The organism is Tepidimonas sediminis, assembly GCF_007556605.1.
Lineage (GTDB): Bacteria > Pseudomonadota > Gammaproteobacteria > Burkholderiales > Burkholderiaceae_C > Tepidimonas > Tepidimonas sediminis.
The window spans coordinates 65,562-89,628 of sequence record NZ_VJND01000002.1; the positions used below are offsets into that span (position 1 = coordinate 65,562).

Annotated in this window: 23 protein-coding genes, 1 pseudogene and 1 riboswitch; of the genes and pseudogenes, 11 read left to right on the forward strand and 13 right to left on the reverse strand. The window is 72.9% G+C overall.

The window, feature by feature from the left end; all coding sequences use genetic code 11:
* The first annotated feature begins 19 nt into the window (after positions 1–19).
* From glpK to Tsedi_RS02270, 5 genes and pseudogenes are all read left to right on the forward strand, one after another.
* Complete coding sequence (gene glpK / locus Tsedi_RS02250; RefSeq protein ID WP_143893177.1) at positions 20–1,564, forward strand: glycerol kinase GlpK; 1,545 nt, start codon at positions 20–22, stop codon at positions 1,562–1,564.
* Positions 1,565–1,647: 83 nt separating this feature from the next.
* Positions 1,648–2,424 carry a hydroxypyruvate isomerase gene (gene hyi, locus Tsedi_RS02255; protein ID WP_143893179.1) on the forward strand — a complete coding sequence of 259 codons (777 nt, stop codon included), beginning with the start codon at positions 1,648–1,650 and terminating at the stop codon, positions 2,422–2,424.
* Positions 2,403–3,713 carry a glycerate kinase type-2 family protein gene (locus tag Tsedi_RS02260; protein ID WP_143893181.1) on the forward strand — a complete coding sequence of 437 codons (1,311 nt, stop codon included), beginning with the start codon at positions 2,403–2,405 and terminating at the stop codon, positions 3,711–3,713. Before hyi ends, Tsedi_RS02260 begins: the two co-directional genes overlap by 22 nt.
* Positions 3,714–3,821: 108 nt before the next feature.
* A complete protein-coding gene (locus Tsedi_RS02265) occupies positions 3,822–4,643 on the forward strand; it encodes a sulfite exporter TauE/SafE family protein (RefSeq protein ID WP_143893183.1) in 822 nt (273 codons plus the stop codon).
* A gap of 127 nt (positions 4,644–4,770) precedes the next feature.
* Positions 4,771–5,145: pseudogene (locus Tsedi_RS02270) on the forward strand (class I adenylate-forming enzyme family protein); the annotation flags it as partial.
* Here the strand turns inward: Tsedi_RS02270 and cobA are convergent.
* From cobA to Tsedi_RS02305, 7 genes are all read right to left on the reverse strand, one after another.
* Positions 5,085–5,867, reverse strand: coding sequence for a uroporphyrinogen-III C-methyltransferase (gene cobA, locus Tsedi_RS02275; protein WP_143893185.1), 783 nt, complete (start codon positions 5,865–5,867; stop codon positions 5,085–5,087). The pseudogene Tsedi_RS02270 and the gene cobA overlap by 61 nt on opposite strands.
* A 4-nt stretch (positions 5,868–5,871) precedes the next feature.
* Positions 5,872–7,155, reverse strand: a complete 1,284-nt coding sequence (locus tag Tsedi_RS02280; RefSeq protein WP_143893187.1) for a sulfate adenylyltransferase subunit 1 — start codon at positions 7,153–7,155, stop codon at positions 5,872–5,874.
* A 28-nt stretch (positions 7,156–7,183) separates the two neighbouring features.
* Positions 7,184–8,143 (reverse strand): sulfate adenylyltransferase subunit CysD, encoded by a 960-nt coding sequence (gene cysD / locus Tsedi_RS02285; RefSeq protein WP_143893189.1) that lies wholly within the window; start codon positions 8,141–8,143, stop codon positions 7,184–7,186.
* Positions 8,140–8,946, reverse strand: a complete 807-nt coding sequence (locus tag Tsedi_RS02290) for a phosphoadenylyl-sulfate reductase (RefSeq protein WP_143893191.1) — start codon at positions 8,944–8,946, stop codon at positions 8,140–8,142. The genes cysD and Tsedi_RS02290 overlap by 4 nt, the downstream gene beginning before the upstream one ends.
* On the reverse strand, positions 8,939–9,430 hold the full coding sequence (locus Tsedi_RS02295) for a DUF934 domain-containing protein (RefSeq protein WP_143893193.1): 492 nt from the start codon (positions 9,428–9,430) through the stop codon (positions 8,939–8,941). Before Tsedi_RS02295 ends, Tsedi_RS02290 begins: the two co-directional genes overlap by 8 nt.
* On the reverse strand, positions 9,427–11,166 hold the full coding sequence (locus Tsedi_RS02300; RefSeq protein WP_143893195.1) for a nitrite/sulfite reductase: 1,740 nt from the start codon (positions 11,164–11,166) through the stop codon (positions 9,427–9,429). Before Tsedi_RS02300 ends, Tsedi_RS02295 begins: the two co-directional genes overlap by 4 nt.
* A 95-nt stretch (positions 11,167–11,261) precedes the next feature.
* Complete coding sequence (locus tag Tsedi_RS02305) at positions 11,262–11,705, reverse strand: sirohydrochlorin chelatase (protein WP_143893197.1); 444 nt, start codon at positions 11,703–11,705, stop codon at positions 11,262–11,264.
* Between the two features lie 120 nt (positions 11,706–11,825).
* Between Tsedi_RS02305 and aptA the strand changes: the two genes are divergently transcribed.
* The gene (gene aptA, locus Tsedi_RS02310) at positions 11,826–13,226 is read left to right on the forward strand and encodes an omega-aminotransferase AptA (RefSeq protein ID WP_425472714.1); all 1,401 of its coding nucleotides are present in this window, start codon (positions 11,826–11,828) and stop codon (positions 13,224–13,226) included.
* Between the two features lie 292 nt (positions 13,227–13,518).
* Here the strand turns inward: aptA and metW are convergent, their stop codons facing one another.
* Both metW and metX read right to left on the reverse strand, forming a co-directional pair.
* Positions 13,519–14,106, reverse strand: coding sequence for a methionine biosynthesis protein MetW (gene metW / locus Tsedi_RS02315; RefSeq protein ID WP_143893201.1), 588 nt, complete (start codon positions 14,104–14,106; stop codon positions 13,519–13,521).
* The gene (gene metX, locus Tsedi_RS02320) at positions 14,103–15,308 is read right to left on the reverse strand and encodes a homoserine O-succinyltransferase MetX (protein ID WP_143893203.1); all 1,206 of its coding nucleotides are present in this window, start codon (positions 15,306–15,308) and stop codon (positions 14,103–14,105) included. Before metX ends, metW begins: the two co-directional genes overlap by 4 nt.
* Before the next feature lie 48 nt (positions 15,309–15,356).
* Positions 15,357–15,433: riboswitch (SAM riboswitch) on the reverse strand.
* Between the two features lie 38 nt (positions 15,434–15,471).
* Here metX and Tsedi_RS02325 point away from each other — a divergent pair.
* Both Tsedi_RS02325 and Tsedi_RS02330 read left to right on the forward strand, forming a co-directional pair.
* A complete protein-coding gene (locus tag Tsedi_RS02325) occupies positions 15,472–16,281 on the forward strand; it encodes a formate/nitrite transporter family protein (RefSeq protein WP_143893205.1) in 810 nt (269 codons plus the stop codon).
* Between the two features lie 212 nt (positions 16,282–16,493).
* Positions 16,494–16,877 (forward strand): RNA recognition motif domain-containing protein, encoded by a 384-nt coding sequence (locus tag Tsedi_RS02330; RefSeq protein WP_143893207.1) that lies wholly within the window; start codon positions 16,494–16,496, stop codon positions 16,875–16,877.
* On the opposite strand, the gene lptC is transcribed toward Tsedi_RS02330, so the two are convergent.
* From lptC to Tsedi_RS02350, 4 genes are read right to left on the reverse strand one after another with little or no spacing between them, the layout of a single operon-like run.
* Positions 16,871–17,536: an LPS export ABC transporter periplasmic protein LptC gene (gene lptC / locus Tsedi_RS02335; protein WP_143893209.1), complete on the reverse strand. Its 666-nt coding sequence runs from the start codon at positions 17,534–17,536 to the stop codon at positions 16,871–16,873. The genes Tsedi_RS02330 and lptC overlap by 7 nt on opposite strands.
* Positions 17,533–18,081 carry a KdsC family phosphatase gene (locus Tsedi_RS02340; RefSeq protein WP_143893211.1) on the reverse strand — a complete coding sequence of 183 codons (549 nt, stop codon included), beginning with the start codon at positions 18,079–18,081 and terminating at the stop codon, positions 17,533–17,535. The genes lptC and Tsedi_RS02340 overlap by 4 nt, the downstream gene beginning before the upstream one ends.
* Before the next feature lie 2 nt (positions 18,082–18,083).
* Positions 18,084–19,094: a KpsF/GutQ family sugar-phosphate isomerase gene (locus Tsedi_RS02345; RefSeq protein ID WP_143893213.1), complete on the reverse strand. Its 1,011-nt coding sequence runs from the start codon at positions 19,092–19,094 to the stop codon at positions 18,084–18,086.
* Positions 19,095–20,750: an ATP-binding protein gene (locus Tsedi_RS02350; RefSeq protein ID WP_221934188.1), complete on the reverse strand. Its 1,656-nt coding sequence runs from the start codon at positions 20,748–20,750 to the stop codon at positions 19,095–19,097.
* Between the two features lie 144 nt (positions 20,751–20,894).
* Here Tsedi_RS02350 and Tsedi_RS02355 point away from each other — a divergent pair, with 144 nt between their 5' ends.
* The 3 genes from Tsedi_RS02355 (at position 20,895) to Tsedi_RS02365 (ending at position 24,049) form a co-directional block, all read left to right on the forward strand.
* Entirely contained in the window at positions 20,895–22,880 is a 1,986-nt protein-coding gene (locus Tsedi_RS02355; RefSeq protein WP_143893215.1) for a monovalent cation:proton antiporter family protein, read from the forward strand.
* Between the two features lie 9 nt (positions 22,881–22,889).
* Positions 22,890–23,435, forward strand: coding sequence for an adenine phosphoribosyltransferase (locus Tsedi_RS02360; protein WP_143893217.1), 546 nt, complete (start codon positions 22,890–22,892; stop codon positions 23,433–23,435).
* 119 nt (positions 23,436–23,554) lie between these two features.
* Complete coding sequence (locus tag Tsedi_RS02365; protein ID WP_143893219.1) at positions 23,555–24,049, forward strand: chemotaxis protein CheW; 495 nt, start codon at positions 23,555–23,557, stop codon at positions 24,047–24,049.
* Positions 24,050–24,067 lie beyond the last annotated feature (18 nt).

Here is a 24,067-nt window from a genome sequence, read left to right on the forward strand (position 1 = left end):
CCGGACGACGGACACGATCATGGACCTGCTGCTGGCGCTGGATCAGGGTACCACGAGCTCGCGTACGCTCGCGTTCGACCGTGAGGGCCGCGTCGTCGCGCAGGCACAGCGCGAGATCACGCAGCATTTTCCGCAGCCGGGCTGGGTCGAGCACGATGCCGATGAAATCTGGCAGACCCAGCGCGCCACGCTGGTGGAGGTGCTGCGCCGGCTCGGTCCGGCGGTGCGGCGGGTGCGGGCGCTGGGCATCACCAACCAGCGCGAGACCACCCTCGTGTGGGAGCGAGCCACGGGCCGGCCCGTGCACCGCGCCATCGTCTGGCAGGACCGCCGCGCGGAAGAGGCGTGCGCGCGCTGGCGGGCGCAAGGTCTGCAGCCGCGCGTGCAGGCGCTGACCGGGCTGCGGCTGGATGCCTATTTTTCGGCCGGCAAGCTGCGCTGGCTGCTGGACCACGTGCCGGGGTTGCGGGCGCGCGCCGAGGCGGGGGAACTGGCCTTCGGTACGGTGGATGCGTGGTTGCTCCACCGCCTCACCGGCGGGCGGGTGCATGCCACCGACGTCAGCAACGCCGCGCGCACCCTGCTGTGGGATCTGCGCGCCGGATGCTGGAGCGAGGAGCTGCTGCGGTCGTTCGAGCTGCCGTCCGCCTGGCTGCCGACGGTGTACCCGCCCAGTCATCCGTTCGGTGAGCTCGACCCCGCGGTGCTGCAGGCGTCCGATCTGGACCTGCCGCCGCTGCCGATCGCGGGCATGGCGGGCGACCAGCAGGCCGCGCTGTTCGGACAGGCGTGCTTCGAGGCCGGGCTGGCCAAGAACACCTACGGCACGGGCTGTTTCATGCTGCTGCACACCGGGGCGCGGCCCGCGGCCTCCCGGCACGGTTTGCTGACCACCGCCGCGGCGCAGCCGCCGGGACAGGGCGCCGCGTTCGCGCTGGAGGGCAGCGTCTTCGTCGGCGGCGCGGTGGTGCAGTGGCTGCGCGACGGGCTGCGGGCGATTCGCGCCAGCGCCGAGGTGCAGGCGCTGGCCGAGAGCGTGCCGGACGCGGGCGGCGTGGTGCTGGTGCCGGCCTTCACCGGGCTGGGCGCCCCGCACTGGCAGCCGCACGCCACCGGCGCGCTGGTGGGGCTGACCCGCGGCACGACGATGGCGCACATCGCGCGCGCGGCGCTGGAGTCGATCGCGTTCCAAAGCGCCGAGCTGCTGCAGGCCATGCATGCCGACGCCCAGGCCGACGGCGCCACGGCGGTGCGCGAGCTGCGCGTGGACGGCGGGGCGGCGGTCAACGACCTGTTGATGCAGTTCCAGGCCGATCTGCTCGGCATCCCCGTGTTGCGACCTGCGGTGACCGAGACCACGGCGCTGGGCGCGGCGTGGCTGGCGGGCCTGCAGGTGGGCGTCTACGCCGGGCTGGACGAGCTGCGCGCGCTGTGGCGGCTGCAGCGCCGTTTCGAACCGCGGCGCAGCCGCGATTGGGCCGAGGCGGAACTGGCGCGCTGGCGGCGTGCGGTGCGGCAGGTGCTGGCCGGCGTCGAGCCCGCCGCACCGGGCGCCGGCGCCTGAACGCCGCGGCCGGCCGCTGCGCTACCATCCCTGCACCACCCGGCCCGCCTGGCTGCCATCCGTTCATCCACCGCCGTATCGCCATGCCCCGCTTCGCCGCCAACGTCTCGATGCTGTTCACCGAGCGTCCGCTGCTGGAGCGCCCGGTCGCGGCGGCGCGCGCGGGCTTTGCGGCGGTGGAGGTGCAGTTTCCTTACGATGCGTCGGTGGAGGACTGGCGGGCTGCCTTGCGCGAGGCCGGCGTGCCGCTGGTGCTGCACAACCTGCCGGCCGGCGACTGGGCCCGCGGCGAGCGCGGCATCGCCTGCCACCCGGATCGGGTGGCCGAGTTCCGCGACGGCGTGGCGCGCGCGCTGGACTGCGCGCGCTCGCTTGCGGTGCCGCGCCTGAACGTCATCGCCGGCCTCGCCCCGCCGCACGTGCCGGCGGTGGAGGCGCGCCAGGTGCTGGTGGACAACCTGCGCTGGGCGGCGCGCGCGCTGCAGCCGCACGGCATCCAGCTGCTGCTGGAGCCGATCAACACCTTCGACGTGCCCGGCTTCTTCATCCACCGCACCGCGCAGGCGCTGGAGGTGCTCGACGCCGTCGGTGAACCCAACGTCGCGCTGCAGTACGACGTCTACCACGCGCAGCGCATGGAAGGCGAACTCATCGGCACGCTGCGGCGCCACCGGGTGCGCATCGGCCACGTGCAGATCGCCGACAACCCGGGCCGCCACGAGCCGGGCAGCGGCGAGATCGCGTGGGAGGCGGTGCTCGGCGAGCTGGACCGGCTGGGCTACGACGGCTGGGTCGGCTGCGAATACCGCCCGCGCACGACGACCGAGGAGGGGCTGGGATGGCGGGCGCGCTGGGCCTGAGCGACGCGCAGGCGCGCGCGCTGCTGCGGCGCCTGTTCGACGCCGCGGTGCGGCGCGCGCAGCCGCAGGCGCTGCTGCCGGCCTGGCTGCCGGCGCCGCCGCGCGGGCGCACGGTGGTGGTCGGCGCCGGCAAGGCCAGCGCGGCGATGGCCGCGGCGCTGCAGGCGCACTGGCCCGCCGACCGGCCGCTGCACGGACTGGTGGTGACGCGCTACGGCCACACCCCGCCTGGTGCTGCGGGCGGGCGCATCGAGATCGTGGAGGCGGCGCACCCGGTGCCGGACGAGGCCGGCTGGCACGCGGCGCAGCGCATGCTCGCGCTGGTGCAGGGGCTGACCGCCGACGATCTCGTCATCGCGCTGATGTCGGGCGGCGGCTCGGCGCTGCTGCCGCTGGCGCAGCCGGGCGTGACGCTGGCGGACGTGCAGGCCATCGCCCGCGCGCTGCTGCGCAGCGGTGCCACCATCGACGAGATGAACGGCGTGCGCAAGCACCTGTCGGCGATCCAGGGCGGGCGGCTGGCGGCGGCGTGCGCGCCCGCCAAGGTGGTGACGCTGGCCATCAGCGACGTGCCGGGCGACGACCCGGCGGTGATCGCCAGCGGGCCGACGGTGCCGGACCCCACCACCTGCGCCGACGCGCTGGCGGTGGCGCGCCGCTACGGCGTGGCCCTGCCGCCGGCGGCGGAGCAGGGGCTGGCCAGCGGCGCGTGGGAGACGCCCAAGCCGGGCGATGCGCGCCTGCGCGGCCACGAGGTGCACGTGATCGCCACCCCGCGCGCCAGCCTGCAGGCCGCTGCCGAGGCCGCCCGCGCGGCCGGACTGGCCGCGCACGTGCTGGCGGACGACCTGGAGGGCGAAAGCCGCGTCGTCGGCCAGCTGCACGCGGCGCTGGCGCGCTCGGTGGCGCGCCACGGCACGCCGTGGGTGGCGCCGTGCGTGCTGCTGTCGGGGGGCGAGACGACGGTGACGGTCCGCGGCGCCGGCGGCCGCGGGGGCCGCGCCACCGAGTTCCTGCTCGGCGCCGCGCTGGCGCTGCGCGGCGAGCCGGGGGTGTGGGCGCTGGCGGCCGATACCGACGGCATCGACGGCAGCGAGGACAACGCCGGCGCGTTCGTGGCGCCGGATACGCTTGCGCGCGCGCAGGCGCTGGGCCTGTCGGCGCGCGCGCACCTGGACGGCCACGACGCCTACACCTTCTTCGCGCGGCTGGGCGACCTGCTGGTGACGGGGCCGACCTACACCAACGTCAACGACTTTCGCGCGCTGCTGGTGAGCCCGGCGCGCTGAGGTGCCCGCGCCCGGGTGCCGGCGCACCTTCCTTCATTACCTTGGGCGATAAGAAAACGACAAAAAAGTCGTTTGGGTTTCGAGCAAGGCCGCCTACATTGCGGGCCCATGACGATCGAATGGGCCTACATCCTCGGGGGTGCGGTGGTCGGTTTCATCGTCGGGCTGACCGGCGTGGGCGGCGGCTCGCTGATGACACCGCTGCTGATCTACGGTTTCGGGGTGCAGCCGCACCTGGCGGTGGGTACCGATCTGCTGTTTGCGGCCTGCACCAAGGGCGCCGGGGCGGTGTCGTTCGCCCGCCATGGCCTGGTGCCGTGGCGGGTGGTGGCGCAGCTCACCGGTGCCGGCGTGGCGGGCGCCGGCCTGATGCTGCTGCTGCTGGCGCGCGTGGGCACGGCCGACCCGGCGGTGCACGCGGCGATGAAGGTGACGCTGGGCATCATGCTGTGGCTGACCGCTGCGGCCACTGCCTACAAGGTGCTGCGCGCCGGCTGGTGGTGGCGCAGTTCGGCCGGCCCGCAGCGTGCCGTCGTGCACGCCGACGTGCCAGAGGATGAGCAGCAGCGCCCCCGCTGGCGCTGGGCGCCGCTGGTGCTGGGCGCCCTGATCGGCGCGCTGGTCACGCTGACCTCGGTGGGGGCCGGCGCGGTGGGCGTGGCCGTGCTGATGCTGCTCTATCCGCACCTGCCGCTGGCGCGCCTGGTGGCCGCCGACGTCACCTACGCCGTGCCGCTGACGCTGGTCGCAGGCCTGGGCCACGCGACCCTCGGCTCGGTGGACTGGGGGCTGCTCGCCTGGTTGCTGGCCGGCTCGCTGCCGGGCATCTGGCTGGGCAGCCGGCTGGTGCAGTGGGCGCCGGTGACACTGGTGCGTTCGCTCCTGTCGCTGCTGCTGACCTGGGTCGGCTTCAAGCTGGTGCTGGCCTGAGCGTGGCCGCGCGGCGGCGGCCGGGATGCGCTAAGGTAGGCGTGGCGGCCGCGTGCTGCCGCGATCGACATCCCAGGAGACGACCGTGCATCTCGCCCAACAGCTGGTGCGGCAGGCCCGTCTGGCCGGCGACATCGGTGCGCTGGACGAGGACGGCTTTCTGACGCTGAAGGACCGCAGCAAGGATCTGGTCATCAGCGGCGGCTCCAACATCTACCCGCGCGAGGTGGAGGAGGTGCTGCTGACCGACCCGGGCGTGGCCGAGGTCGCCGTGGTCGGCGCCCCCGACCCGGAGTGGGGCGAGGTGGTGGTGGCCTTCGTCGTCGCGCAGCCCGGCGCGGTCCTGAGCGCCGAGGCGCTGGATGCGCACTGCCTGGCGCACATCGCGCGCTTCAAGCGACCCAGGCGCTATGTCTTCCTCGACGCGTTGCCCAAGAACCACTACGGCAAGGTGCTCAAGACCGAATTGCGGGCGCGGCTGCGCGGCGCCGCCTCAGTCTGAGCCGCCTGGTCGGTGCACGACGGTGTGGTGGTGCCTTCGGCGGCACCGGCGCCGACCACCACCACGGTCGGGCGGCCGCCGTGCCAGACGCTGGCCTGCGCCAGCGTCGCCAGCGTGTGCTGGGAATGGAGGGCATCGGGCCAGCCGGCGCGCGAGACCACCAGCACCGGCGTGGCCGCCGGCCAGCCGGCGGCCCGCAGGCGCCGCGCCAGTGCCGGCAGCTGGCGGCCGGCCATGTAGAACACCTCGGTGTCGGCGTGGCATCCCGCCTGCAGCTCATGCTCGCGCGTCATCGCCGTGGTCAGGGCCACGCTGCGGCCGTGTCCGCGCCGCGTCAGCGGACGCTGCGCGTCGGCGGCGGCGGCCAGCGCCGCGGTGACGCCGGGCACGACCAGGGTCGCGTGGCCGGCGGTGCGCACCACCGCCAGCTCTTCCTCCAGCCGCCCGAAGACGCTCGGGTCGCCACCCTTGAGCCGCACCACCAGCCGGCTGCGCGCCGCGTGGCGCAGCAGCAGCGCGTGGATCACGTCCTGCGCGGTGGCGCGACCGAAGCCGCGCTTGCCGACGTCCAGCCAGCGCGCCTGCGGCGCCAGCTCGCGCAGCGCCGGGTCGGTCAGCGCATCGGCCAGCACCACGTCCGCCTGCGCCAGCAGGCGCGCCCCGCGCAGCGTGATCAGGTCGGCGGCGCCGGCGCCGGCGCCGACGAAGGCCACGGTGCCCATGGCCTCATGCCACCAGCAGCGCCGCCAGCGTGCGGTGCGTGCCGGGATCGACCATCAGCAGCGCGCCGTGCTCGGGCCCGTCGCTGGCAAACGGGCGCAGCGGCAGCGGCTCGGCAGCCTCCACGACGATGCGGCCCAGGTCGTTGACCGCCAGCTGCGCATCCTGCGCCGGCTGCAGGGTGTCCAGATCGAGCCGGTGCTCGATGGCGGCGATGCGCGCCTGCACCCAGCGGTGGCCGTGGCGCAGCCAGGCGCGCTGCCCCACGGCGGCCGGCTCACCATCCAGCCACGCCGCGGTGGCGGCAAAGCGCCGCTGCCCTTGCAGCGCCTGCGGCGCCCCCAGCCAGTCGCCGCGCGAGACGTCCAGCGCCCGATCCAGCACGACGCCGACCGACTGGCCCGCGTGCGCCTGCTGCAGCGCCACGCCGCCGTGGTGCCACAGCGCCGCCACGTGCGCGCGCTGCCCGCCGGGGTGCACCTGCACCGCGTCGCCCAGGCGCACGGTGCCGGCGGCCAGCCGCCCCCAATGGATGCGGGCCTGCTGCCCGGTGCCGTCGCCGTCGCGCTGCACCCACTGCACCGGCAGGCTCCAGGGGCCGTCGCGCCGCGGCTGCGGCACCGGCAGCGCCTCCAGCAGCTCCAGCAGCGCCGGGCCCCGGTACCACGGCACCTGCAGGCGGCGCGTGACGTTGTGGCCGTGCAGCGCCGAGATCGGCAGCACGGCCGCTGGTTCGAGCCCGGCCTGGGCGCTGAAGGTCTGCAGCGCCTCGGCCACGGCGTGGAAGGTGGCGGCCGGGTCGGCCACGGCGTCGATCTTGTTGACCGCCAGGATCAGGTGCGCCACGCCCAGCCGGTGCGCCAGCAGCAGGTGGCGCCGCGTCTGCGGCAGCAGCTGCAGCGGCCGCCGCGTCAGGTCCAGCTTGGTGGGGTCCACCAGCACGATGGCGGCGTGGCTGCCGGCGGCGGCGGTGACCATGTTGCGCGTGTACTGCTCGTGGCCCGGCGCGTCGGCCAGGATGAACTTGCGCCGCGGGGTGGCGAAGTAGCGGTGCGCGACGTCGATGGTGATGCCCTGCTCGCGCTCGGCCTCCAGGCCGTCGGTCAGCAGGGCCAGTTCCAGCGCGTCGCTTGCGGCGCTGCGGCGGTGCAGCGCGTCGAGCTGGTCGGCCATCAGCGCCTGGGCGTCGAGCAGCAGGCGCCCGATCAGGGTGCTTTTGCCGTCGTCGACGCTGCCGGCGGTCAGCACGCGCAGCGCGGCGTGGGTGGCAGGGGTCGGTTCCTGGGGCATGGCGGTCAGCGTTCTCAGCGATGAGGGTTCAGAAGTAGCCTTCGCGCTTGCGCCGCTCCATGGCGGCGTCGCTGGCGCGGTCGTCGATGCGGGTGGCGCCGCGTTCGCTGATGCGGCTGGCCAGCGTTTCGCGCACGATGGCCTCGGCGTCGGCGGCGCGGCTTTCCACCGGGCAGGTGCAGCTCATGTCGCCGACGGTGCGAAAGCGCACCGACAGCGTCTCCACGGTCTCGCCTGGCTGCGGCGGCGTCAGCGGCGTGACCGGCACCAGCAGGCCGCCGCGGCGCACCACGGCGCGCTCGTGCGCCCAGTACAGGCTGGGCAGCGCGATGCGCTCGCGCGCGATGTAGGCCCACACGTCCAGCTCGGTCCAGTTGCTGATCGGAAAGGCGCGCATGTGCTCGCCCGGGTGCAGCCGGGTGTTGAACAGCGTCCACAGTTCGGGCCGCTGGGCCTTGGGCTGCCACTGGCCGAAGGCGTCGCGGTGACTGAACAGCCGCTCCTTGGCGCGCGCCTTCTCTTCGTCGCGGCGCGCCCCGCCGATGAGCACGTCGAGGCGGTGCGCCTCGATCGTTTCCAGCAGGGTGACGCTTTGCGCGGCGTTGCGCGAGGCGTGCGCATCGGCCAGGCGCACGCTGCCGCGGCGCAGGGAGTCCTCCACGTGACCGACGATGAGCGCATCGCCGTGCTCGGCCACCAGCGCGTCGCGAAAGGCGATGACCTCCGGGAAGTTGTGCCCGGTGTCGATGTGCAGCAGCGGCAGCGGCAGCCGGCCCTGCCAGCGGCCGTCTGCGCCGCGGCGCTGAAACGCCTTGCGCGCCAGGTGCAGCACGACGCAGGAATCCTTGCCGCCGGAAAACAGCAGCGCCGGGCGTTCGAACGCCGCCACCGCCTCGCGCAGCAGGAAGATGGCCTCCTCCTCCAGCGCATTCAGGTGGCGCCAATCGAGGGCGGGTTGCAGGGTTTGCGGATGGACGGGGGCGTTCATGGCTGGCTCTCGGCAACGGAAAGGGGCAGGGGGGTGGCGGCGGCGCCGCTCAGGTGCAGGCCGCACTCGCGCCGTGGGTCGTCTTCCCACCACCAGCGGCCGGCGCGAAAGTCCTCCCCGACGGCGATCGGCCGCGTGCACGGCGCGCAGCCGATGCTGGGCATGAAGGCGTCGTGCAGCGGGTTGTAGGGCACGCCGTGCGTCTGCAGGTAGTGCCACACATCGGCCCAGCGCCAGTCGGCCAGCGGGTTGACCTTGGCGCGGCCGGTCTCGTCAAGGTCCAGCAGCGACACCCCGGCACGCTGGCCGGACTGTTCGCGCCGCAGCCCGGTGATCCAGGCCGTGCGGCCCGCCAGCAGGCGCCGCAGCGGCTCCACCTTGCGCAGGCCGCAGCAGGCGTGGCGCAGCGCCGGGCTGCGGTACATGGCATCGGCGCCGTGCTCGGCCTCGAAGGCGCGCACCTCCGCGGTGTCGGGCTGCCACACCTCCAGGGCGATGCCCCAGTGCGCCATGGCGCGCTGGCGCAGCGCCAGCGTCTCGGCATGCAGGCGGCCGGTGTCGATCACCGCCACCGCGACGGGCAGGCGGTGGCGCACGATCAGGTCGGTGATGACCATGTCTTCGGCGCCGAGGCTGCTGGCCTGCACGATGCGGCCGGCGTGCGCGCACGCGGCCTGCTGCAGCGTGGCCACGGCCTGCTGCAACCGCTCCTCGTAACCGGGCAGGCGCTGCGCGTACAGCGCAAACGCCCGTCCCGGCAACGGCGGCTCGATGCGGATCGGGGGGATGCGGGTCTCAGCCATGCCGCAGCTCTCCTTCGGGCTGACGCACGTCGGGTTGAGGGATGGTGTCGAACCAGCGCAGCGCCGCCTGCGCCACCACCGGAGACTGGCCAGGCCGCAGCTCGGCGGCGTCGAAGCCGCAGCGCCACAGCTGCAGCACCTGGTCGGCCAGCACGTCGCCGACGGCGCGGATCTGGCCACGGAAGCCCCAGCGGCCGCGCAGCAGCCGCGCCTGGCTGTAGGCGCGTCCATCGGTCCAGACCGGAAAGTGCAGCGCCACCAGCTCCAGCCGCGCCAGATCCGGCCGCAGCGGCTCCACCGGTTGGTCGTTGGGCCACAGCACGCCCACCGGCAGCTCGGCCGGCCAGCGTGTGCGCACCGCCTGCCACTGCGCGGCCTGCAGCAGCAGGCCGGCGCGCGGCGCGGGCGCCGGATCGTCGGGGGCGGCGCGGCGCCACGGATCGTGGCGCGGGTCGACGAGGTGAAAGACGGGTTCGGTCTTCATGCCAGGGAAGCCTCCAGCGAAGCGGCGCTGCGCTGGCGCACCGCGTCGGTGGCGGCGCGAAACGGCGCCAAGCCCACCCGTTGCACCGTGTCGAGCAGCCGCTCGTGCGGCAGCCGCAGCTCCAGATAGGTGTCGAGCACCGCCTGCAGCGCGTCGGCGATTTCGTCGGCGGCAAACGCCGGGCCCACCACGCGTCCGGGCCGTGCCGGGCCGTGGCGCGTCTGGCCGTCGGAGCCGCCCAGCGTCAGCTGGTACCACTCCTGGCCGTCCTTGTCGACGCCCAGGATGCCGAGGTGGCCGCTGTGGTGGTGGCCGCAGGAGTTCATGCAGCCGCTGATGTGCAGCGCGATGTCGCCCAGCGCTTCCAGCTCGTCGGGATCCTGGTAGCGCTGCAGCACCTGCAGCGCGATCGGCGTGGTGCGCGCGTTGGCCAGCGCGCACAGGTCGCCACCGGGGCAGGCGATCAGATCGGTGAGCAGCCCGTGGTTCGGCTGCGCCAGGCCCAGCGCCCGCGCGGCCTGCCAGAGCTGGGGCAGGTCCTGCTCGCGCACCCAGGGCAGCAGCAGGTTCTGCTCGTGCGTGACGCGCGCTGCGCCGGCGCTGAAGCGGTCGGCGAGGTCGGCCACGGCGTCGAGCTGCTCGGCGCTGACGTCGCCGGGCGCCCAGCCGGGGCGCTTCAGCGACAGCGTCACCGCCGCCATTCCGGGCAGGCGGTGCGCGTGCACCTGGCGGGCGCGCCAGCGCGCGTAGGCGGGGTCCGTGATCGCCTCCTCGCGCGCAGGCTGCGCCGAGGCGACCCAGTCGCGCGGCGGCTCGAACCACGCGGCCACGGCCTCCAGATCGCGCTGGCGCAGGCGCAGCGCCGCGCCGAGCGCGTCGTCGTCGCGCAGCGCCCGGTACTCGGCGTGCACGGCGTCGACGAACGCCTGACCCTCGGCCTTGACCAGGATCTTCAGCCGCGCCTTGTAGAGGTTGTCGCGCCGCCCGTAGAGGTTGTAGACGCGCACGATGGCCTCGAGGAACAGCACGATGTCGGTCCACGGCACGAAATCGGCCAGCACGGGCGCGATCAGCGGCGTGCGCCCCATGCCGCCGCCGGCGCGCACGCGAAAGCCCACCGCGCCTTCGGCATTGCGGTGCAGCTGCAGGCCGATGTCGTGCCAGGCAAGGGCGGCGCGGTCGTCCGGGCTGCCGGTGACGGCGATCTTGAATTTGCGCGGCAGGAAGGCGAATTCCGGGTGCAGCGTGCTCCAGCGCCGCAACAGCTCGCAATACGGCCGCGGATCGACCTCCTCGTCCGGGGCGATGCCGGCCAGCGCGTCGCTGGTGATGTTGCGGATGCAGTTGCCGCTGGTCTGGATGCCGTGCAGGCCGGCTTCGGCCAGCACGTCCATCACGTCGGCGGCGCGCTCCAGCGGGATCCAGTTGAACTGGATGTTCTGTCGGGTGGTGAAGTGGCCGTAGCCGCCGCGACCGGCATGGGGGCCGTCGGTGGTGCGGTCGAACTCGCGTGCCACGCGCGCCAGCGTGCGCAGCTGGTGGCTGTCCAGCTCGCCGTAGGGGATGGCCACGCGCAGCATCGGCGCGTGGCGCTGCAGGTACCAGCCGTTCTGCAGCCGCAGCGGCTTGAAGTCCTCGGCGCTCAACTCGCCGCGCAGGTGGCGCTGCAGCTGGTCGCGGAACTGCGCGGCGCGCTGGCGCAGCAGGGTCAGGTCGGCGTCGCGGTGGGGCTTCATCGGGGCGGATCGGCAACGATGCGTCAGGCCCCGGATTGTGATGCTTGGTTATGAAAAAACAAACGAAAAGATTGTTTTATATCTATAACGGGCGGTCATGAGGCGCCCGGATCAGCAGTCGGCCCGCCAAGGTGCTGCAGCGCGATCGTCGCCAGCGCCCGCACCAGCCGCTCGTCGTCGCCGATGGCCGGCGCCAGCGTCCAGCGCACCGCCGGGTGGGCGGCGGTCAGCGCCGCCAGCTGCGCCGGCACGTCGCGCCGCACATGGCCGCCGGTGCCGAGGAAGAGCGGCAGCACCACCACATGGCGGCAGCCGTTGGCGGCCAGCGCGGCGCCGGCTCCCGCCAGATCCGGCGCCATGCCTTCGAGGAAGGCCAGCGCGACCGCCGCCTGCGGGCGGGCCGCGCGCACCAGGGCGGCCACGCGCTCGAACGGCCGGGCCCAGGCGGGGTCGCGCGCGCCGTGGGCCAGCAGGATCAGGCCGTCGACCGCCGCCGCTGGTGCGCCGGCCTGCGTGGGGGATTCCGTCAGCGCCGTCATGGCGCGCATAATGGCACGAGTGGCGCACCGCCCGGAAGCCGACGCGGCGCGGGCGCACCCCGCCGAGGCGCATCGCCTGCGGCCCGGCCCTTCGTCCCGATGCGAGAGGTAGCGATGAACCTGTCCGACACTCCGGCTGGCGTGCCCGCCGCGCACGCCACCCCGACCAGCGCCGAGCTGCAGCCCGGTGGCGCCGACTGGATGGCGGCGCACTGGATGCCGTTCACCGGCAACCGCCAGTTCAAGGCCGACCCGCGCCTGATCGTCGCCGCCGACGGCGCCTACCTGATCGACCGCGACGGGCGGCGCGTCTTCGACGGCCTGTCGGGCCTGTGGTGCACGGGGCTGGGCCACGGGCGGCGCGAGATCGTCGAGGCCGTGCAGCGCCAGGTCGCCACGCTGGACTACTCGCCGGCGTTCCAGTTCGGCCATCCGCTGTCGTTCGAGCTGGCCAACCGCATCGTCGAGCGGCTGCCGGCCGGGCTGGACCGCGTGCTGTTCACCGCCTCGGGCTCGGAGGCGGCGGATACGGCGCTCAAGATCGCGCGCGCCTACTGGCGGCTGCGCGGCCAGGCCGGCAAGACGCGGCTGATCGGGCGCGCCAAGGGTTACCACGGCGTCAACTTCGGCGGCATCGCGGTGGGCGGCATCGTGGGCAACAGGAAGCTCTTCGGCGCGACGCTGGAGACCGACCACCTGCCGCACACCCAGCCGCCGGCGGGCGCGTTCTTCCGCGGCCAGCCGCCGGCCGACGGCGGCGGGCTCTACCCCGGCGCGGCGCTGGCCGACGAGCTGCTGCGCCTGATCGAGCTGCACGACGCCTCGACGATCGCGGCGGTGATCGTCGAGCCGTTCTCCGGCTCGGCCGGCGTGGTGGTGCCGCCGGCGGGCTACCTGCAGCGGCTGCGCGAGATCTGCACGCGGCACGACATCCTGCTGATCTTCGATGAGGTCATCACCGGCTTCGGGCGCTGCGGCGCCTGGACCGGGGCGCAGGCCTTCGGCGTCGTGCCGGACATGATCAACTTCGCCAAGCAGGTGACCAACGGCGTGCAGCCGCTGGGTGGCGTGGCGGTGCGGCGCGAGATCCACGACACCTTCATGGCCGCCGGCGGGCCCGAGTACGCGCTGGAGCTGCCGCACGGCTACACCTACTCGGCGCACCCGGTGGCCTGCGCGGCGGCCCTGGCGTCGCTGCACCTGCTGCAGCAGGATGCGGCGATCGAGCGCGTGCAGGCGCTTGCCCCTGTCTTCGAGGCCAAGGTGCACGGCCTGCGCGGGGCCAGCCCCCACCTGCTCGACATCCGCAACTACGGTCTGGCGGCGGGGCTGACGCTGGCCGCCGTGCCGGGCGAGCCGCTCAAGCGCCCGTTCGAACTGGCGATGCGGATGTGGGCCAAGGGCTTTTACGTGCGCTACGGCGGCGACACCGTGCAGCTGGCGCCGCCGTTCATCAGCACCGAGGCGGAGCTCGACCGCCTCATCGATGCGCTGGGCGAGGCGCTGCGCACGCTGCCGTAAGAGGCGCGGCGGGCGGCAGGCGGCGCCGCAGCACGGCGAACGGTCGGCCCAGCAGCGGCGCCAGCAGGGCCGACCATGGATCGGGCCACGGGTCGGGGCGGGCGGCGGAGGCCGAGGTGGCGGTGGCCGGACGGGACGGCGTGATCGCGGGCAGACGCATGATCGCTCCTCCTTCCTGAAGGGGCGCCCGACCTCGTTCGGGGGCGCGCTGCCATGATCGCGCGGGGGGCGGGGCGCCGGTGCGCCGATCAGCGGCGGAGGTGGCCGCCAATTCCGCGTTTGCCGGCCTCGATCAGCGCTGCGTCAGCTTGAACACCGCGGTGCTGGCCAGCAGGTTGGGCCAGCGCCGCACCACGCGGCCGTCGTCGTCGATGCCGAAGGCATCCTCCACGTGCAGGCCCAGGCGCTGCGCCAGCACCTCGAAGTCCGCGAACGTGCCGACGCGGATGTTGGGCGTGTCGTACCACTGGTAGGGCAGCCGCTTGGTCACCGGCATGCGCCCGGCCAGCACGCGCAGGCGGTTGGGCCAGTGCGCGAAGTTGGGAAAGGCGACGATCGCGCTGCGGCCCACGCGCGCGGTCTCGCGCAGCATCGTCTCGGCGTTGCGCAGGTGGGGCAGCGTGTCGATCTGCAGCACGACGTCGAAGCTGTCGTCGGCGAACATCGACAGCCCTTCCTCCAGGTTGAACTGCAGCACGTCCAGCCCGCGCTTCAGGCACGCGAGCACCAGGGCGTCGTCCAGCTCGATGCCGTAGCCGTGGCAGCCGCGCGCCTCGCGCAGGTGCGCCAGCAGCGCGCCGTCGCCGCAGCCGAGGTCGAGCACGCGCGCACCGTGCGGCACCAGGCCCGCGATCAGGTGCTGGATCTGGCGGTCGCTCATGCGGCACCTCCGGCGGTGGGCGTCGGCAGACCGGCGCCGACGCGGTGCTCGAAGTAGGCGCGCACGGCGGCGTGGTAGCGCGCGTCGTCGAGCAGGAAGGCGTCGTGCCCGTGCGGCGCGTCGATCTCGGCGTAGCTGACGGCGCGCCGGTTGTCCAGCAGCGCCTTGACGATCTCGCGGCTGCGCGCCGGCGCAAAGCGCCAGTCGGTGCTGAACGAGACGACCAGGAAGTCGGCCTGCGCCCGCGCCAGCGCCGCCGACAGGTCGCCGTCGAACTCGCGCGCCGGGTCGAAGTAATCGAGCGCGCGCGTGATCAGCAGGTAGGTGTTGGCGTCGAAGTATTCGCTGAACTTGTCGCCCTGGTGGCGCAGGTAGCTTTCGATCTCGAACTCGATGTCCTGCGTCGTGTAGCGGTAGGCCAGCCGCTCGGCGGCTTCCGTGTCGCCCGCGCGCAGCGCCTGCGCGAGCGGGCGCAGGCGGCGGCCGAACTTGCTGTTCATCACGTCGTCGCTCAGGTAGGTGATGTGGCCGATCATGCGCGCGATGCGCAGCCCGCGCCGCGGCTTGGTGCCGTGGCGCAGGTAGTGCCCGCCGTGGAAGTCCGGGTCGCTGACGATGGCGCGGCGCGCCACCTCGTTGAAGGCGATGTTTTCCGCCGTCAGGTTGGGCGCGCTGGCGATGACGATGGCGTGGCGCACGCGCTGCGGATACTGCAGCGTCCAGCTGAGCGCCTGCATGCCGCCGAGGCTACCGCCCATGACGGCGGCCAGCCGCTCGATGCCCAGCGCATCCAGCAGCCGCGCCTGCGCCTCGACCCAGTCCTCCACCGTCACCACGGGGAAGTCCGCCCCCCACGGCTGCCCGGTGGCGGGGTTGACGTGCGTCGGCCCGGTGGAGCCGAAGCACGAGCCGACGTTGTTGATGCCGATGACGAAGAAGCGGCGCGTGTCCACCGGCTTGCCGGGACCGACCATGTTGTGCCACCAGCCTTCGCTCTTCGGCAGCGGCTGGCCGCGTTCGTCGGCGTACTGCCCGGCGACATGGTGGCTGGCGTTGAGCGCGTGGCAGATCAGCACCGCGTTGTCACGCGCGGCGTTGAGCTGACCGTAGGTCTCGTAGACGAGCTCGAAGGACGGCAGCACGCCGCCGCTGCGCAGGCGCAGCGGCGAGTCGAAACGGTGGCGCTGGGGGGTGACGATCACGGTGTCGATCCTCTGGGCGCGCCGCGACCGCGAACCTGTGGAGCCGGCGCGGCCACCGACCCCTCCTCTTTAGCGGCATTTGTCAAGCGCCCGCAAGCGGGACCCAAATCGGCGCTGGTCACAGTATAAAGGCATCCGATCCCCAACGAGAGCGGAGGTCCCGATGTCCGAACTGTATGGCTCCGACGCCTACGCCCCGCGCGAAGTCGCCCAGCGCATCGAGACCGTGGGCGTGGCCAAGGCGCGGCTGGCCACCGTGCCGCTGCTGATGCTGGGGGTGCTGGCCGGCGCCTTCATCGGGCTGGGCTCGCTAGCCTTTCTCGTCGTACGTGCCGACGCCTCGCTCGGCTGGGCCGCGGGCCAGTGGCTGGGCGGCGGGGTGTTCGCGCTCGGCCTGCTGCTGGTGGTGGTGGCCGGCGCCGAACTCTTCACCGGCAACAACCTGCTGGCCATGGCCTGGGCCGACGGCCAGATCGGCACGCGCGAGGTGCTGCGCAACTGGGGCTGGGTGTGCCTGGCCAACTTCGTCGGCGCGGCGGGGCTGGCGCTGCTGGTCTTCCTGAGCGGGCAGACCGCGCTGCACGGCGGTGCGCTCGGGCAGGCGGCGGTCAAGGTGGCGCTGGCCAAGCAGGCGCTGCCGTGGCACGAGGCGTTCTTCCGCGGCGTGCTGTGCAACGTGCTGGTGTGCCTGGCGGTGTGGATGGCGATGGCGGGCCGCAGCGTGGTGGACAAGGCGGTGGCGATCGTGCCGCCGGTGGCCACCTTCGTGGCCGCCGGCTTCGAGCACAGCATCGCCAACATGTTCTTCTTCCCGCTGGCGATGCTGGTGCAGGCGAGCGAGGCCGCACCGGCGGCGTCCGTCACCTGGGGCGGGATGCTGGGCAACCTGCTGCCGGTCATCGCCGGCAACCTGCTGGGCGGCAGCGTGCTGGTGGGGCTGACCTACCACGTGATCTACCGCCGCGAGCGCTGAACGCTGCGGTGTTGTTTTTCCACACTTGCGGGCTGGCGCGGTGCGCGCCGTCACACACGCTCGGCGCAATCGGCGTATGATGCGCGCAGCCTCCGTCATGCGCGACGGGGGCGGCAGTCAGGTGATCGGTTGGTTTCGCGCGCAGCAGTTGGTTGGTGTGCCGTCGGGGCTCCGTCGCTCGAGTCAGTGTGTTTTTGTCAAGGAGTCCCGTGATGGGCAACAAGTTGTACGTCGGCAACCTTCCGTATTCGGTGCGCGACGGTGACCTGCAGCAGGCCTTCAGCGCCTACGGCCAGGTGGCCAGCGCCAAGGTCATGATGGAGCGCGACACCGGCCGCTCCAAGGGTTTCGGCTTCGTCGAGATGGGCAGCGACGCCGAGGCGCAGGCCGCCATCGCCGGCATGAATGGCCAGTCGATGGGGGGCCGCAACCTGGTCGTCAACGAGGCGCGTCCGATGGAGGCCCGTCCGCCGCGCAGCGGCGGCTTCGGGGCCGGCCGTCGTGAAGGCGGCTTCGGCGGTGGCGAAGGCCAGTTCCGCAGCCCCTACGGCGGTCCGCGCCGCCGCGAGGGGGGCGGCTACGGCGGCGGCTACTGAGTCGATCGCGCCCCGGCCGGGCGCGGCGCCAGCGTGGCGCGCACCCGGCCCTCGAATTCGGCCAGCCCCAAGCGCTCGTCGTAGCGCATGCGGTTGGCCGTCAGCACGTCCGCGTCCCGCGTCAGCCGTACCGGCGTGTCGCTGACGAGCAGCTGGCGCTGCGCGTCCCACACGAGGCGCTCGGCTTGCAGGGTGAGGCGCGCACCACGCCGATCCGCCAGCGGCACGCGCTCATAGCGCGCATCGCCCTCGAAGGTATAGTGCTGGCGCTCGTCGTCGGCGCGCAGCCGTGCCGCCTGCCCGGTGCTGCGCCACCCGGTCTGCGGTTCGATCCGCACCAGATGGGCCTGCCGCACTTCGCTGAGGCCGTCGGCCGGGTAGTGGGCCAGCGTGTCCCCACGCAGCTCCTGCACCAGACGGCCCTGCGGGTCGTGCCGCCGCAGCACGAAACCGTGCAGCGTGTAGTCGGCCTCCCCGGCGGCGAGTGACCGCGCGCGGGGGGACGCCGGCTCGAGCGGACGCTGCACGATGGTCCAGGTCACCAGCGCCAGGGCCGCCATCAGCGCCACCGGCAGGTACAGCGAGACGGCGTCCCAGGCGCGTGCCCACCACGGCAGCGGTGCGGCCTGCGCGGGGCGGCTGGCGGCCGCGGTCTTCACGCCAGCGCCTCCTGCAGCAGCGCACGGTAGCGCCCGGCGGCCACCAGCAGCAGGTCGCAGAATTCGCGCGCCGCCCCGGCACCGGCCGGTGCGCGCGTGACGTGGTGCACGCGCGCACGCACTTCGGCATGGGCCCCGGGCGGCGCGGCGCTGAAGGCGCAGCGGCGCAGCACCGGCAGGTCCGGCCAGTCGTCGCCGATCGCGGCGGCCTGGCTCCAGTCCAGCCCCAGCTCGGCCAGGATGGCCTCGGCGGCTGGGCGCTTGTCCTCGGTGCCGAAACGTGCGTGGCGCACGCCCAGCGCCTGCAGGCGCGCGCGCAGCGCCGGCGCGTCGCGGCCGGTGACGACGGCGGGCTCGATGCCGCCGCGGCGCAGCAGCTTCAGGCCGTGGCCGTCCAGCGTGTGGAAGCGCTTGAGCTGCTCGCCGTCGGGGCCGTAGAACAGACCGCCGTCGGTCAGCACGCCATCGACATCGAAGAAGGCCACGCGCACGTCCTGCGCGCGCAGCAGCAGTTCGGGCGTGAAGTCGAGCACCGGCGTCGTCATCGTCAGATCACCTTGGCCCGCATCAGATCGTGCGAATTGAGCGCCCCGGTCAGCCGCCCCTCGTCGTCGACCACCAGCACGCTGGTGATGCGGTGGCGCTCCATCAGCTCGGCCGCCTCCACCGCCAGCGCCTGCGCGCGCACGGTGTGGGGCCGCGGGTGCATCACCTCCGCGGCGGTCAGCGCCCGCAGATCCGCGCCCGGACGCGCCTCGATCAGGCGGCGCAGGTCGCCGTCGGTGAAGATGCCGGCCGGCCGGCCATCGTCGCCGACGACGGCCACCGCGCCGAGCCCGCCGGCGCTCATCGCGTGCATCATCTGCGGCAGCGTGGCCGCTGCCGTGACGCAGGGGGTACGCTCCAGCGGCCGCATGACGTCGCGCACCAGCGTCAGCAGCCGCCGCCCCAGTGCGCCACCGGGGTGCGAGCGCGCAAAGTCGTCCGGCTGGAAGCCGCGCGCGCTCAGCAGCGCCACCGCCAGCGCATCGCCCATCGCCAGCTGCGCCGTCGTGCTGGCGGTGGGGGCCAGGTTGTGCGGGCAGGCCTCGCGCGGCACGCCGGTGTCCAGCACCACGTCGGCGTGCCGAGCCAATGTCGAATCGGGGCGGCCGGTCAGCGCCACCAGCGGCACGCCCATGCGCTTGATCAGCGGCAGGATGGTGGTCAGCTCCTCGCTTTCGCCGCTGTTGCTGATGCCCAGCACCGCGTCCGCGGGGGTGATCATGCCGAGATCGCCGTGGCTGGCCTCGGCCGGGTGGACGAAGAAGGCGGGCGTGCCGGTGGAGGCCAGCGTCGCGGCGATCTTGCGGCCGATGTGGCCGCTCTTGCCCATGCCGGTGACGACGACCCGGCCCCGGCAGGCCAGCAGCAGCCGCACCGCCTGCGCGAAGCGGACATCCAGCCGCGCGGCCATGGCCTGCAGGCCGGCGATCTCGATGGTCAGCGCCTCCCGCGCCAGCGCGATCAGGCCGGCGTCATCGGGGGCGGGGGAGGAAGGTGGTGCGGTCGTGGTCATTCAGCTTCCATCCATCATCGGATGCGGCGTGCGCGCCACCTCCCACCCCACGATCTGGTGCTTGGCGCGGCTGAACTCGACGCCGAGCTCGATCACTTCCGTGATGCCCGGCGCGCCGCGGTGCTTGGCGGCGTAGTCGCGGGCCTTGAGCTGCCGCATGGCCTCGCCGGTGGGAGATTCGCCGTCGATGACCTTGAACTCGATCACCCAGGCGCGGCCGGCATGGCGGATGACGAGGTCGCATTGCCCCGGGTTGGAGACTTCCTCCGGCACGATGTCCAGGCCGAGGCTGGCCAGGTGGCTGTAGAAGACACTGGCGTAATAACCCTCGTACTGCGCGATGGGGTTGTTGCGATACCAGTCGTGGGGAATGCTGGCGTAGAGACGCTCGAAGTGCGCGCGCAGGCGCTCGGCCTGGCCGTCGGTGAGCAGGTCGTACAGGTCGCTGGCCAGACGGCTGACCAGCGAGGCATCGGGCATCCAGGCCTTGAGCAGCCGGTCGTTGAGGGCGTAGCGCACCTCCATGTTGGGCACGCGCAGCGTGTAGACGGTGCGGCTGGCCTTGCGCTGCTGGCTCTCGATGGTGAGATAGCCGGTCTGCCACAGCAGCGCCTCGGGCTCGATGCGCTCCACGTCGAAGGCGGAGAGCAGGTCGTCGTCCGCGATCAGCCGCTCCAGCTGCGGCGTGAAGAAGCCGCGGCTCTTCAGCCACTCCACCAGGAAGGTGGGCGTGCCGGTCTCGAACCAGTGCGCGCGGAACTGCCGCTCGGCCAGCAGCAGCAGCACGTCAAAGGGGTTGTAGACGCTGGTGGGCCCCCAGCGGTAGCCGTTGTACCAGCGGCGGATCTCCTCCCGATCCAGCGGCTGGCCCTCGGCTGCGGCGGCCTCGAGCTCCGCCGCAAACACCGTGTCGATATCGCCGTCGGTGTAGCCGCAGAGCGTGCCGTACTCGGGGGAAAGGGTAATGTCGCGCAGGTTGTTCAGGCCCGAGAAGATCGAGACCTTGCTGAACTTGGACACGCCGGTCAGCAGCACGAAGCGCAGGTCGGCGTCTCTGCCCTTGATGACGCTGTAGAGGTTGCGCAGGCCCTCGCGCATGGCGCGGGCGATCTCAGGCGCTTCGAGGTTGTCGAGGATGGGCTTGTCGTATTCGTCGACCAGCACCACGGCCTGCCGGCCGTGGGCTGCGGCGCTGCGGCCGATCAACTCGGTGAAGCGGATGTGCGGGTCCTCACGGGCCGGCGGCAGGGTCACCCCCAGCCGGGCGGCGTTGGTGTCGAGCTGATGGTGGATGTGGGCTTCGAGCTTGGCGCCTTCGGCCAACCGTCCTTCGGCAAAGCTCAGGCGAATCACCGGGTGCGGCCTGGCCCAGTCCCAGTGGTCGGCCAGGAACAGTTTCTCGCGCGGGGCGCTGCCATCCGCGCCGTCGTGGGCGTCGAACAGGTGGCGCTTGGCCTCGAACGCGCAGGCGATGGTGTCCAGCAGCAGGCTCTTGCCGAAACGGCGCGGGCGCGAGAGGAAGTAGTGCTTGCCGCTGTCGACCAGGCGCGCGATCAGCGGCGTCTTGTCGACATAGTAGTAGCCGCCCTCGCGGATGTCGCGCAGGGTCTGGATGCCGATGGGCAGCTTGCGGCGGGGCAGGGTCGGAGGGAACATGGGCTCAGGCGGGGCGGACGGCCGTCGGCGCCCCGGTGCCCGCAAGCCTAGCATGAACGGGGCCGCGCGGCGTGCGCCGGCGCGGCAAGGGGCTGAACGGACCGGCAGCCCGCCGCGGCAATCCGCCCGATAAGATCACAGGCCGTGAATGCGCTCGACCTTGCCCTGCTGTTCCTGCTGGCCGCCGTGCTGGGCGTGGTGGGGTGCCGGCTGCTGAAGCTGCCGCCGCTGATCGGCTACCTGGCGGTCGGGGTGCTGATCGGGCCGCATGCGCTGGCGCTGGCGCAGAACTCCGCCGGGCTGCGCTACCTGGCCGAATTCGGCGTCGTGTTCCTGATGTTCGCGATCGGGCTGGAGTTCAGCCTGCCCAAGCTGCGCGCGATGAAGCGCTTCGTCTTCGGGCTGGGCACGGCGCAGGTGAGCCTGACGGTGCTGCTGACGACGCTGGCGTCGCTCGCGCTGGGGTGGCTGCTGCCCGGCTGGTGGGGCCTGGAGTGGCCGATGGCGGTGGCGATGGGCGGCGTGATGGCGATGAGCAGCACCGCCATCGTGATGAAGCTGATGGCCGACCGGCTTGAGCTGGAGACCGAACATGGCCAGCGGGTGGTCGGCATCCTGCTGTTCCAGGACCTGGCGGTGGTGCCCCTGCTGGTGCTGATTCCGGCGCTCGGGGCGCCGGGCGAGCAGCTCGCCTGGGCGCTGACGCTGGCGCTGCTGAAGGCGGCGGCGCTGCTGGCGCTGCTGCTGACCGGTGGGCAGCGGCTGATGCGCTGGTGGCTGACCCTGGTGGCGCGGCGCAAGAGCCAGGAGCTGTTCATGCTGAACCTCTTGCTGGTGACGCTCGGGCTGGCGTGGCTGACGGAGCACGCCGGGCTGTCGCTGGCGCTGGGCGCGTTCGTCGCCGGCATGCTGATCGCCGAGACCGAATACCGTCATCAGGTCGAGACCGACATCCGGCCGTTTCACGACGTGTTGCTGGGCCTGTTCTTCATCACCATCGGCATGATGCTGGACTGGCGCATCGTGCTGGAGCGCTGGCCGCTGGTGTTGCTGCTGCTGGTGCTGTCGCTGGCGTTCAAGACGGCGCTGATCACGCTGCTGGTGCGCGCGTTCGGCGCCAGCCCCGGCACGGCGCTGCGCACGGGGCTGTACCTGATGCAGGCCGGCGAGTTCGGGCTGGTGCTGCTGCAGCTGGCCAACCAGCACGGGCTGGTGCCGCCGGCGCTGTTCAACCCGACGCTGGCGTCGATGATCCTGTCGATGCTGCTGACCCCGCTGGTGATCCAGCACAGCAACGCCCTCGTCACGCGCCTGGTCGGCAGCGACTGGCTGCTGCAGTCGGTGCAGATGACGCAGATCGCGCGCAAGGCCATCGCCGCCGACAGGCATGTGATCATCTGCGGCTACGGCCGCTGCGGGCAGAACCTGGCGCGGCTGCTGGAGGCCGAGGGCATCCCGTACATGGCGCTGGACCTGGATCCGGACCGCGTGCGCCAGGCCGCCGCCGCCGGCCACTCGGTGGTGTTCGGCGACGCGGCGCGGCTGCAGGCGCTGATGGCCGCGGGGTTGGCGCGCGCCAGCGCGGTGGCGGTCACCTACCTCGACACGCCCAGTGCGCTGAAGGTGCTGCACCACGTGCGCGAGCACGCGCCGCAGGTGCCGGTGGTGGTGCGCACGGTGGACGACGCCGATCTCGCCCGGCTGCAGGCCGCCGGCGCCGCTGAGGTGGTGCCGGAGGCCATCGAGGCCAGCCTGATGCTGGCCAGCCATGCGCTGGCGCTGGTCGGCGTGCCGCTGCGGCGCGTGGTGCGGCTGGTGCAGCAGCAGCGCGAGGCACGCTACCAGCTGCTGCGCGGCTATTTCCACGGCGCCGACGACGACGGTGCCGACGAGCAGGCGCAGGCGCGGCTGGCCACCGTGGTGCTGCCGCCGGCCGGTCCCACCGCCGGTGTGCGCCTGGGCGACCTGGCGCTGCACGCGGTGGGCGTGCAGGTCATGGACGTGCGCCGCGCCGACGGCCGCCGCGTCGGCCCCGCCGACGACCTGGTGCTGCAGGGCGGCGACGCGGTGGTGCTGTACGGTGTGCCGGAGGCGCTGGCGCTGGCCGAAAGCCGCCTGCTGGCCGGATAATCGGCCGCCATGGACACCGCCGCCTACCTTCGCTCGCACATCCGCACCGTGCCCGACTGGCCCGCCCCGGGCGTGCAGTTCCGCGACATCACCCCGCTGCTGCAGGACCCCAAGGTCTTTCGCGTGCTGATCGACGCCTTCGTGCACCGCTACATGGACCGTGCGCTGCGTCCGGACGTGGTGGCGGGGCTGGACGCGCGCGGCTTCATCATCGGCTCGGTGGTGGCCTATGAGCTCGGGGTCGGGTTCGTGCCGATCCGCAAGAAAGGCAAGCTGCCCTTCACCACGGTGGAGGAGACCTACGAGCTGGAGTACGGCAGCGCCACGGTGGAGCTGCACACCGACGCCGTCAGGCCCGGCGACCGTGTGCTGCTGATCGACGATCTGATCGCCACCGGCGGCACGATGATGGCCGGCAAGAAGCTGCTGGAAAAGCTCGGCGCCACGGTGATGGAGGGTGCCGCGATCGTCACGCTGCCGGAGCTGGGCGGAGAGCAGCGCCTGCGCGAGGCCGGCCTGCCGCTGTTTACGCTGGTGAGCTTCGCCGGCCACTGAAGGCCGACATCCCCTGACATCCGTCACTGCCGCGGTGGCTCCCCCGGGGTTGGCCGGGGTGGCGCAGACGGCGTTTTGGTCGATACTAGGGATTTGGAGTCGACGACGAGGAGCCGAGCATGACCGCAACTGCCGCCGCCCACGACCACCACGCCACCGCCGCGCGCGCCAGCGCCGAGTACCTGACGTTCCGGCTGGGGGAAGAGGAGTACGGCATCGACATCCTGCGCGTGCAGGAGATCCGCTCCTACGAGCCCCCCACCCGCATCGCCAACGCGCCGCCGCACATGCTCGGCGTGGTCAACCTGCGCGGCGTCATCGTGCCGGTGGTGGACCTGCGCATCAAGCTCGGCTGCGACAAGGTCGAGTACAACGGCCTGACGGTGGTCATCGTCCTCAACGTGAAGGGACGCGTGGTCGGCGCGGTGGTCGATTCCGTCTCCGACGTGCTGGAGCTGCCGCGTGACCAGATCCGCCCGGCGCCCGAGATGGCCTCCAGCACGGTCGACACCGCCTTCATCACCGGGATCGCCAGCGTCGGCGAGCGCATGCTGATCCTGATGGACATCGAGGCCCTGATGGCCGCCCCCGACATGGGCCTGATCGACACCTGAGCCGGCCGCGCGTCTGAC

Excerpts from the sequence above, each read along its gene's own strand:
- cysD (WP_143893189.1), bottom strand. The coding sequence starts at position 8,143 with ATGAACGCCCCCGTCCATCCGCAAACCCTGCAACCCGCCCTCGATTGG.
- Tsedi_RS02295 (WP_143893193.1), bottom strand. The coding sequence starts at position 9,430 with ATGAAGACCGAACCCGTCTTTCACCTCGTCGACCCGCGCCACGATCCG.
- Tsedi_RS02350 (WP_221934188.1), bottom strand. The coding sequence starts at position 20,750 with ATGTTCCCTCCGACCCTGCCCCGCCGCAAGCTGCCCATCGGCATCCAG.
- Tsedi_RS02340 (WP_143893211.1), bottom strand. The coding sequence starts at position 18,081 with ATGACGACGCCGGTGCTCGACTTCACGCCCGAACTGCTGCTGCGCGCG.
- Tsedi_RS02305 (WP_143893197.1), bottom strand. The coding sequence starts at position 11,705 with ATGACGGCGCTGACGGAATCCCCCACGCAGGCCGGCGCACCAGCGGCG.
- Tsedi_RS02345 (WP_143893213.1), bottom strand. The coding sequence starts at position 19,094 with ATGACCACGACCGCACCACCTTCCTCCCCCGCCCCCGATGACGCCGGC.
- Tsedi_RS02325 (WP_143893205.1), top strand. The coding sequence starts at position 15,472 with ATGTCCGAACTGTATGGCTCCGACGCCTACGCCCCGCGCGAAGTCGCC.
- hyi (WP_143893179.1), top strand. The coding sequence starts at position 1,648 with ATGCCCCGCTTCGCCGCCAACGTCTCGATGCTGTTCACCGAGCGTCCG.
- Tsedi_RS02365 (WP_143893219.1), top strand. The coding sequence starts at position 23,555 with ATGACCGCAACTGCCGCCGCCCACGACCACCACGCCACCGCCGCGCGC.
- glpK (WP_143893177.1), top strand. The coding sequence starts at position 20 with ATGGACCTGCTGCTGGCGCTGGATCAGGGTACCACGAGCTCGCGTACG.
- Tsedi_RS02330 (WP_143893207.1), top strand. The coding sequence starts at position 16,494 with ATGGGCAACAAGTTGTACGTCGGCAACCTTCCGTATTCGGTGCGCGAC.
- Tsedi_RS02290 (WP_143893191.1), bottom strand. The coding sequence starts at position 8,946 with ATGGCTGAGACCCGCATCCCCCCGATCCGCATCGAGCCGCCGTTGCCG.
- metW (WP_143893201.1), bottom strand. The coding sequence starts at position 14,106 with ATGAGCGACCGCCAGATCCAGCACCTGATCGCGGGCCTGGTGCCGCAC.
- Tsedi_RS02300 (WP_143893195.1), bottom strand. The coding sequence starts at position 11,166 with ATGAAGCCCCACCGCGACGCCGACCTGACCCTGCTGCGCCAGCGCGCC.
- Tsedi_RS02260 (WP_143893181.1), top strand. The coding sequence starts at position 2,403 with ATGGCGGGCGCGCTGGGCCTGAGCGACGCGCAGGCGCGCGCGCTGCTG.
- cobA (WP_143893185.1), bottom strand. The coding sequence starts at position 5,867 with ATGGGCACCGTGGCCTTCGTCGGCGCCGGCGCCGGCGCCGCCGACCTG.
- Tsedi_RS02265 (WP_143893183.1), top strand. The coding sequence starts at position 3,822 with ATGACGATCGAATGGGCCTACATCCTCGGGGGTGCGGTGGTCGGTTTC.
- Tsedi_RS02360 (WP_143893217.1), top strand. The coding sequence starts at position 22,890 with ATGGACACCGCCGCCTACCTTCGCTCGCACATCCGCACCGTGCCCGAC.
- Tsedi_RS02280 (WP_143893187.1), bottom strand. The coding sequence starts at position 7,155 with ATGCCCCAGGAACCGACCCCTGCCACCCACGCCGCGCTGCGCGTGCTG.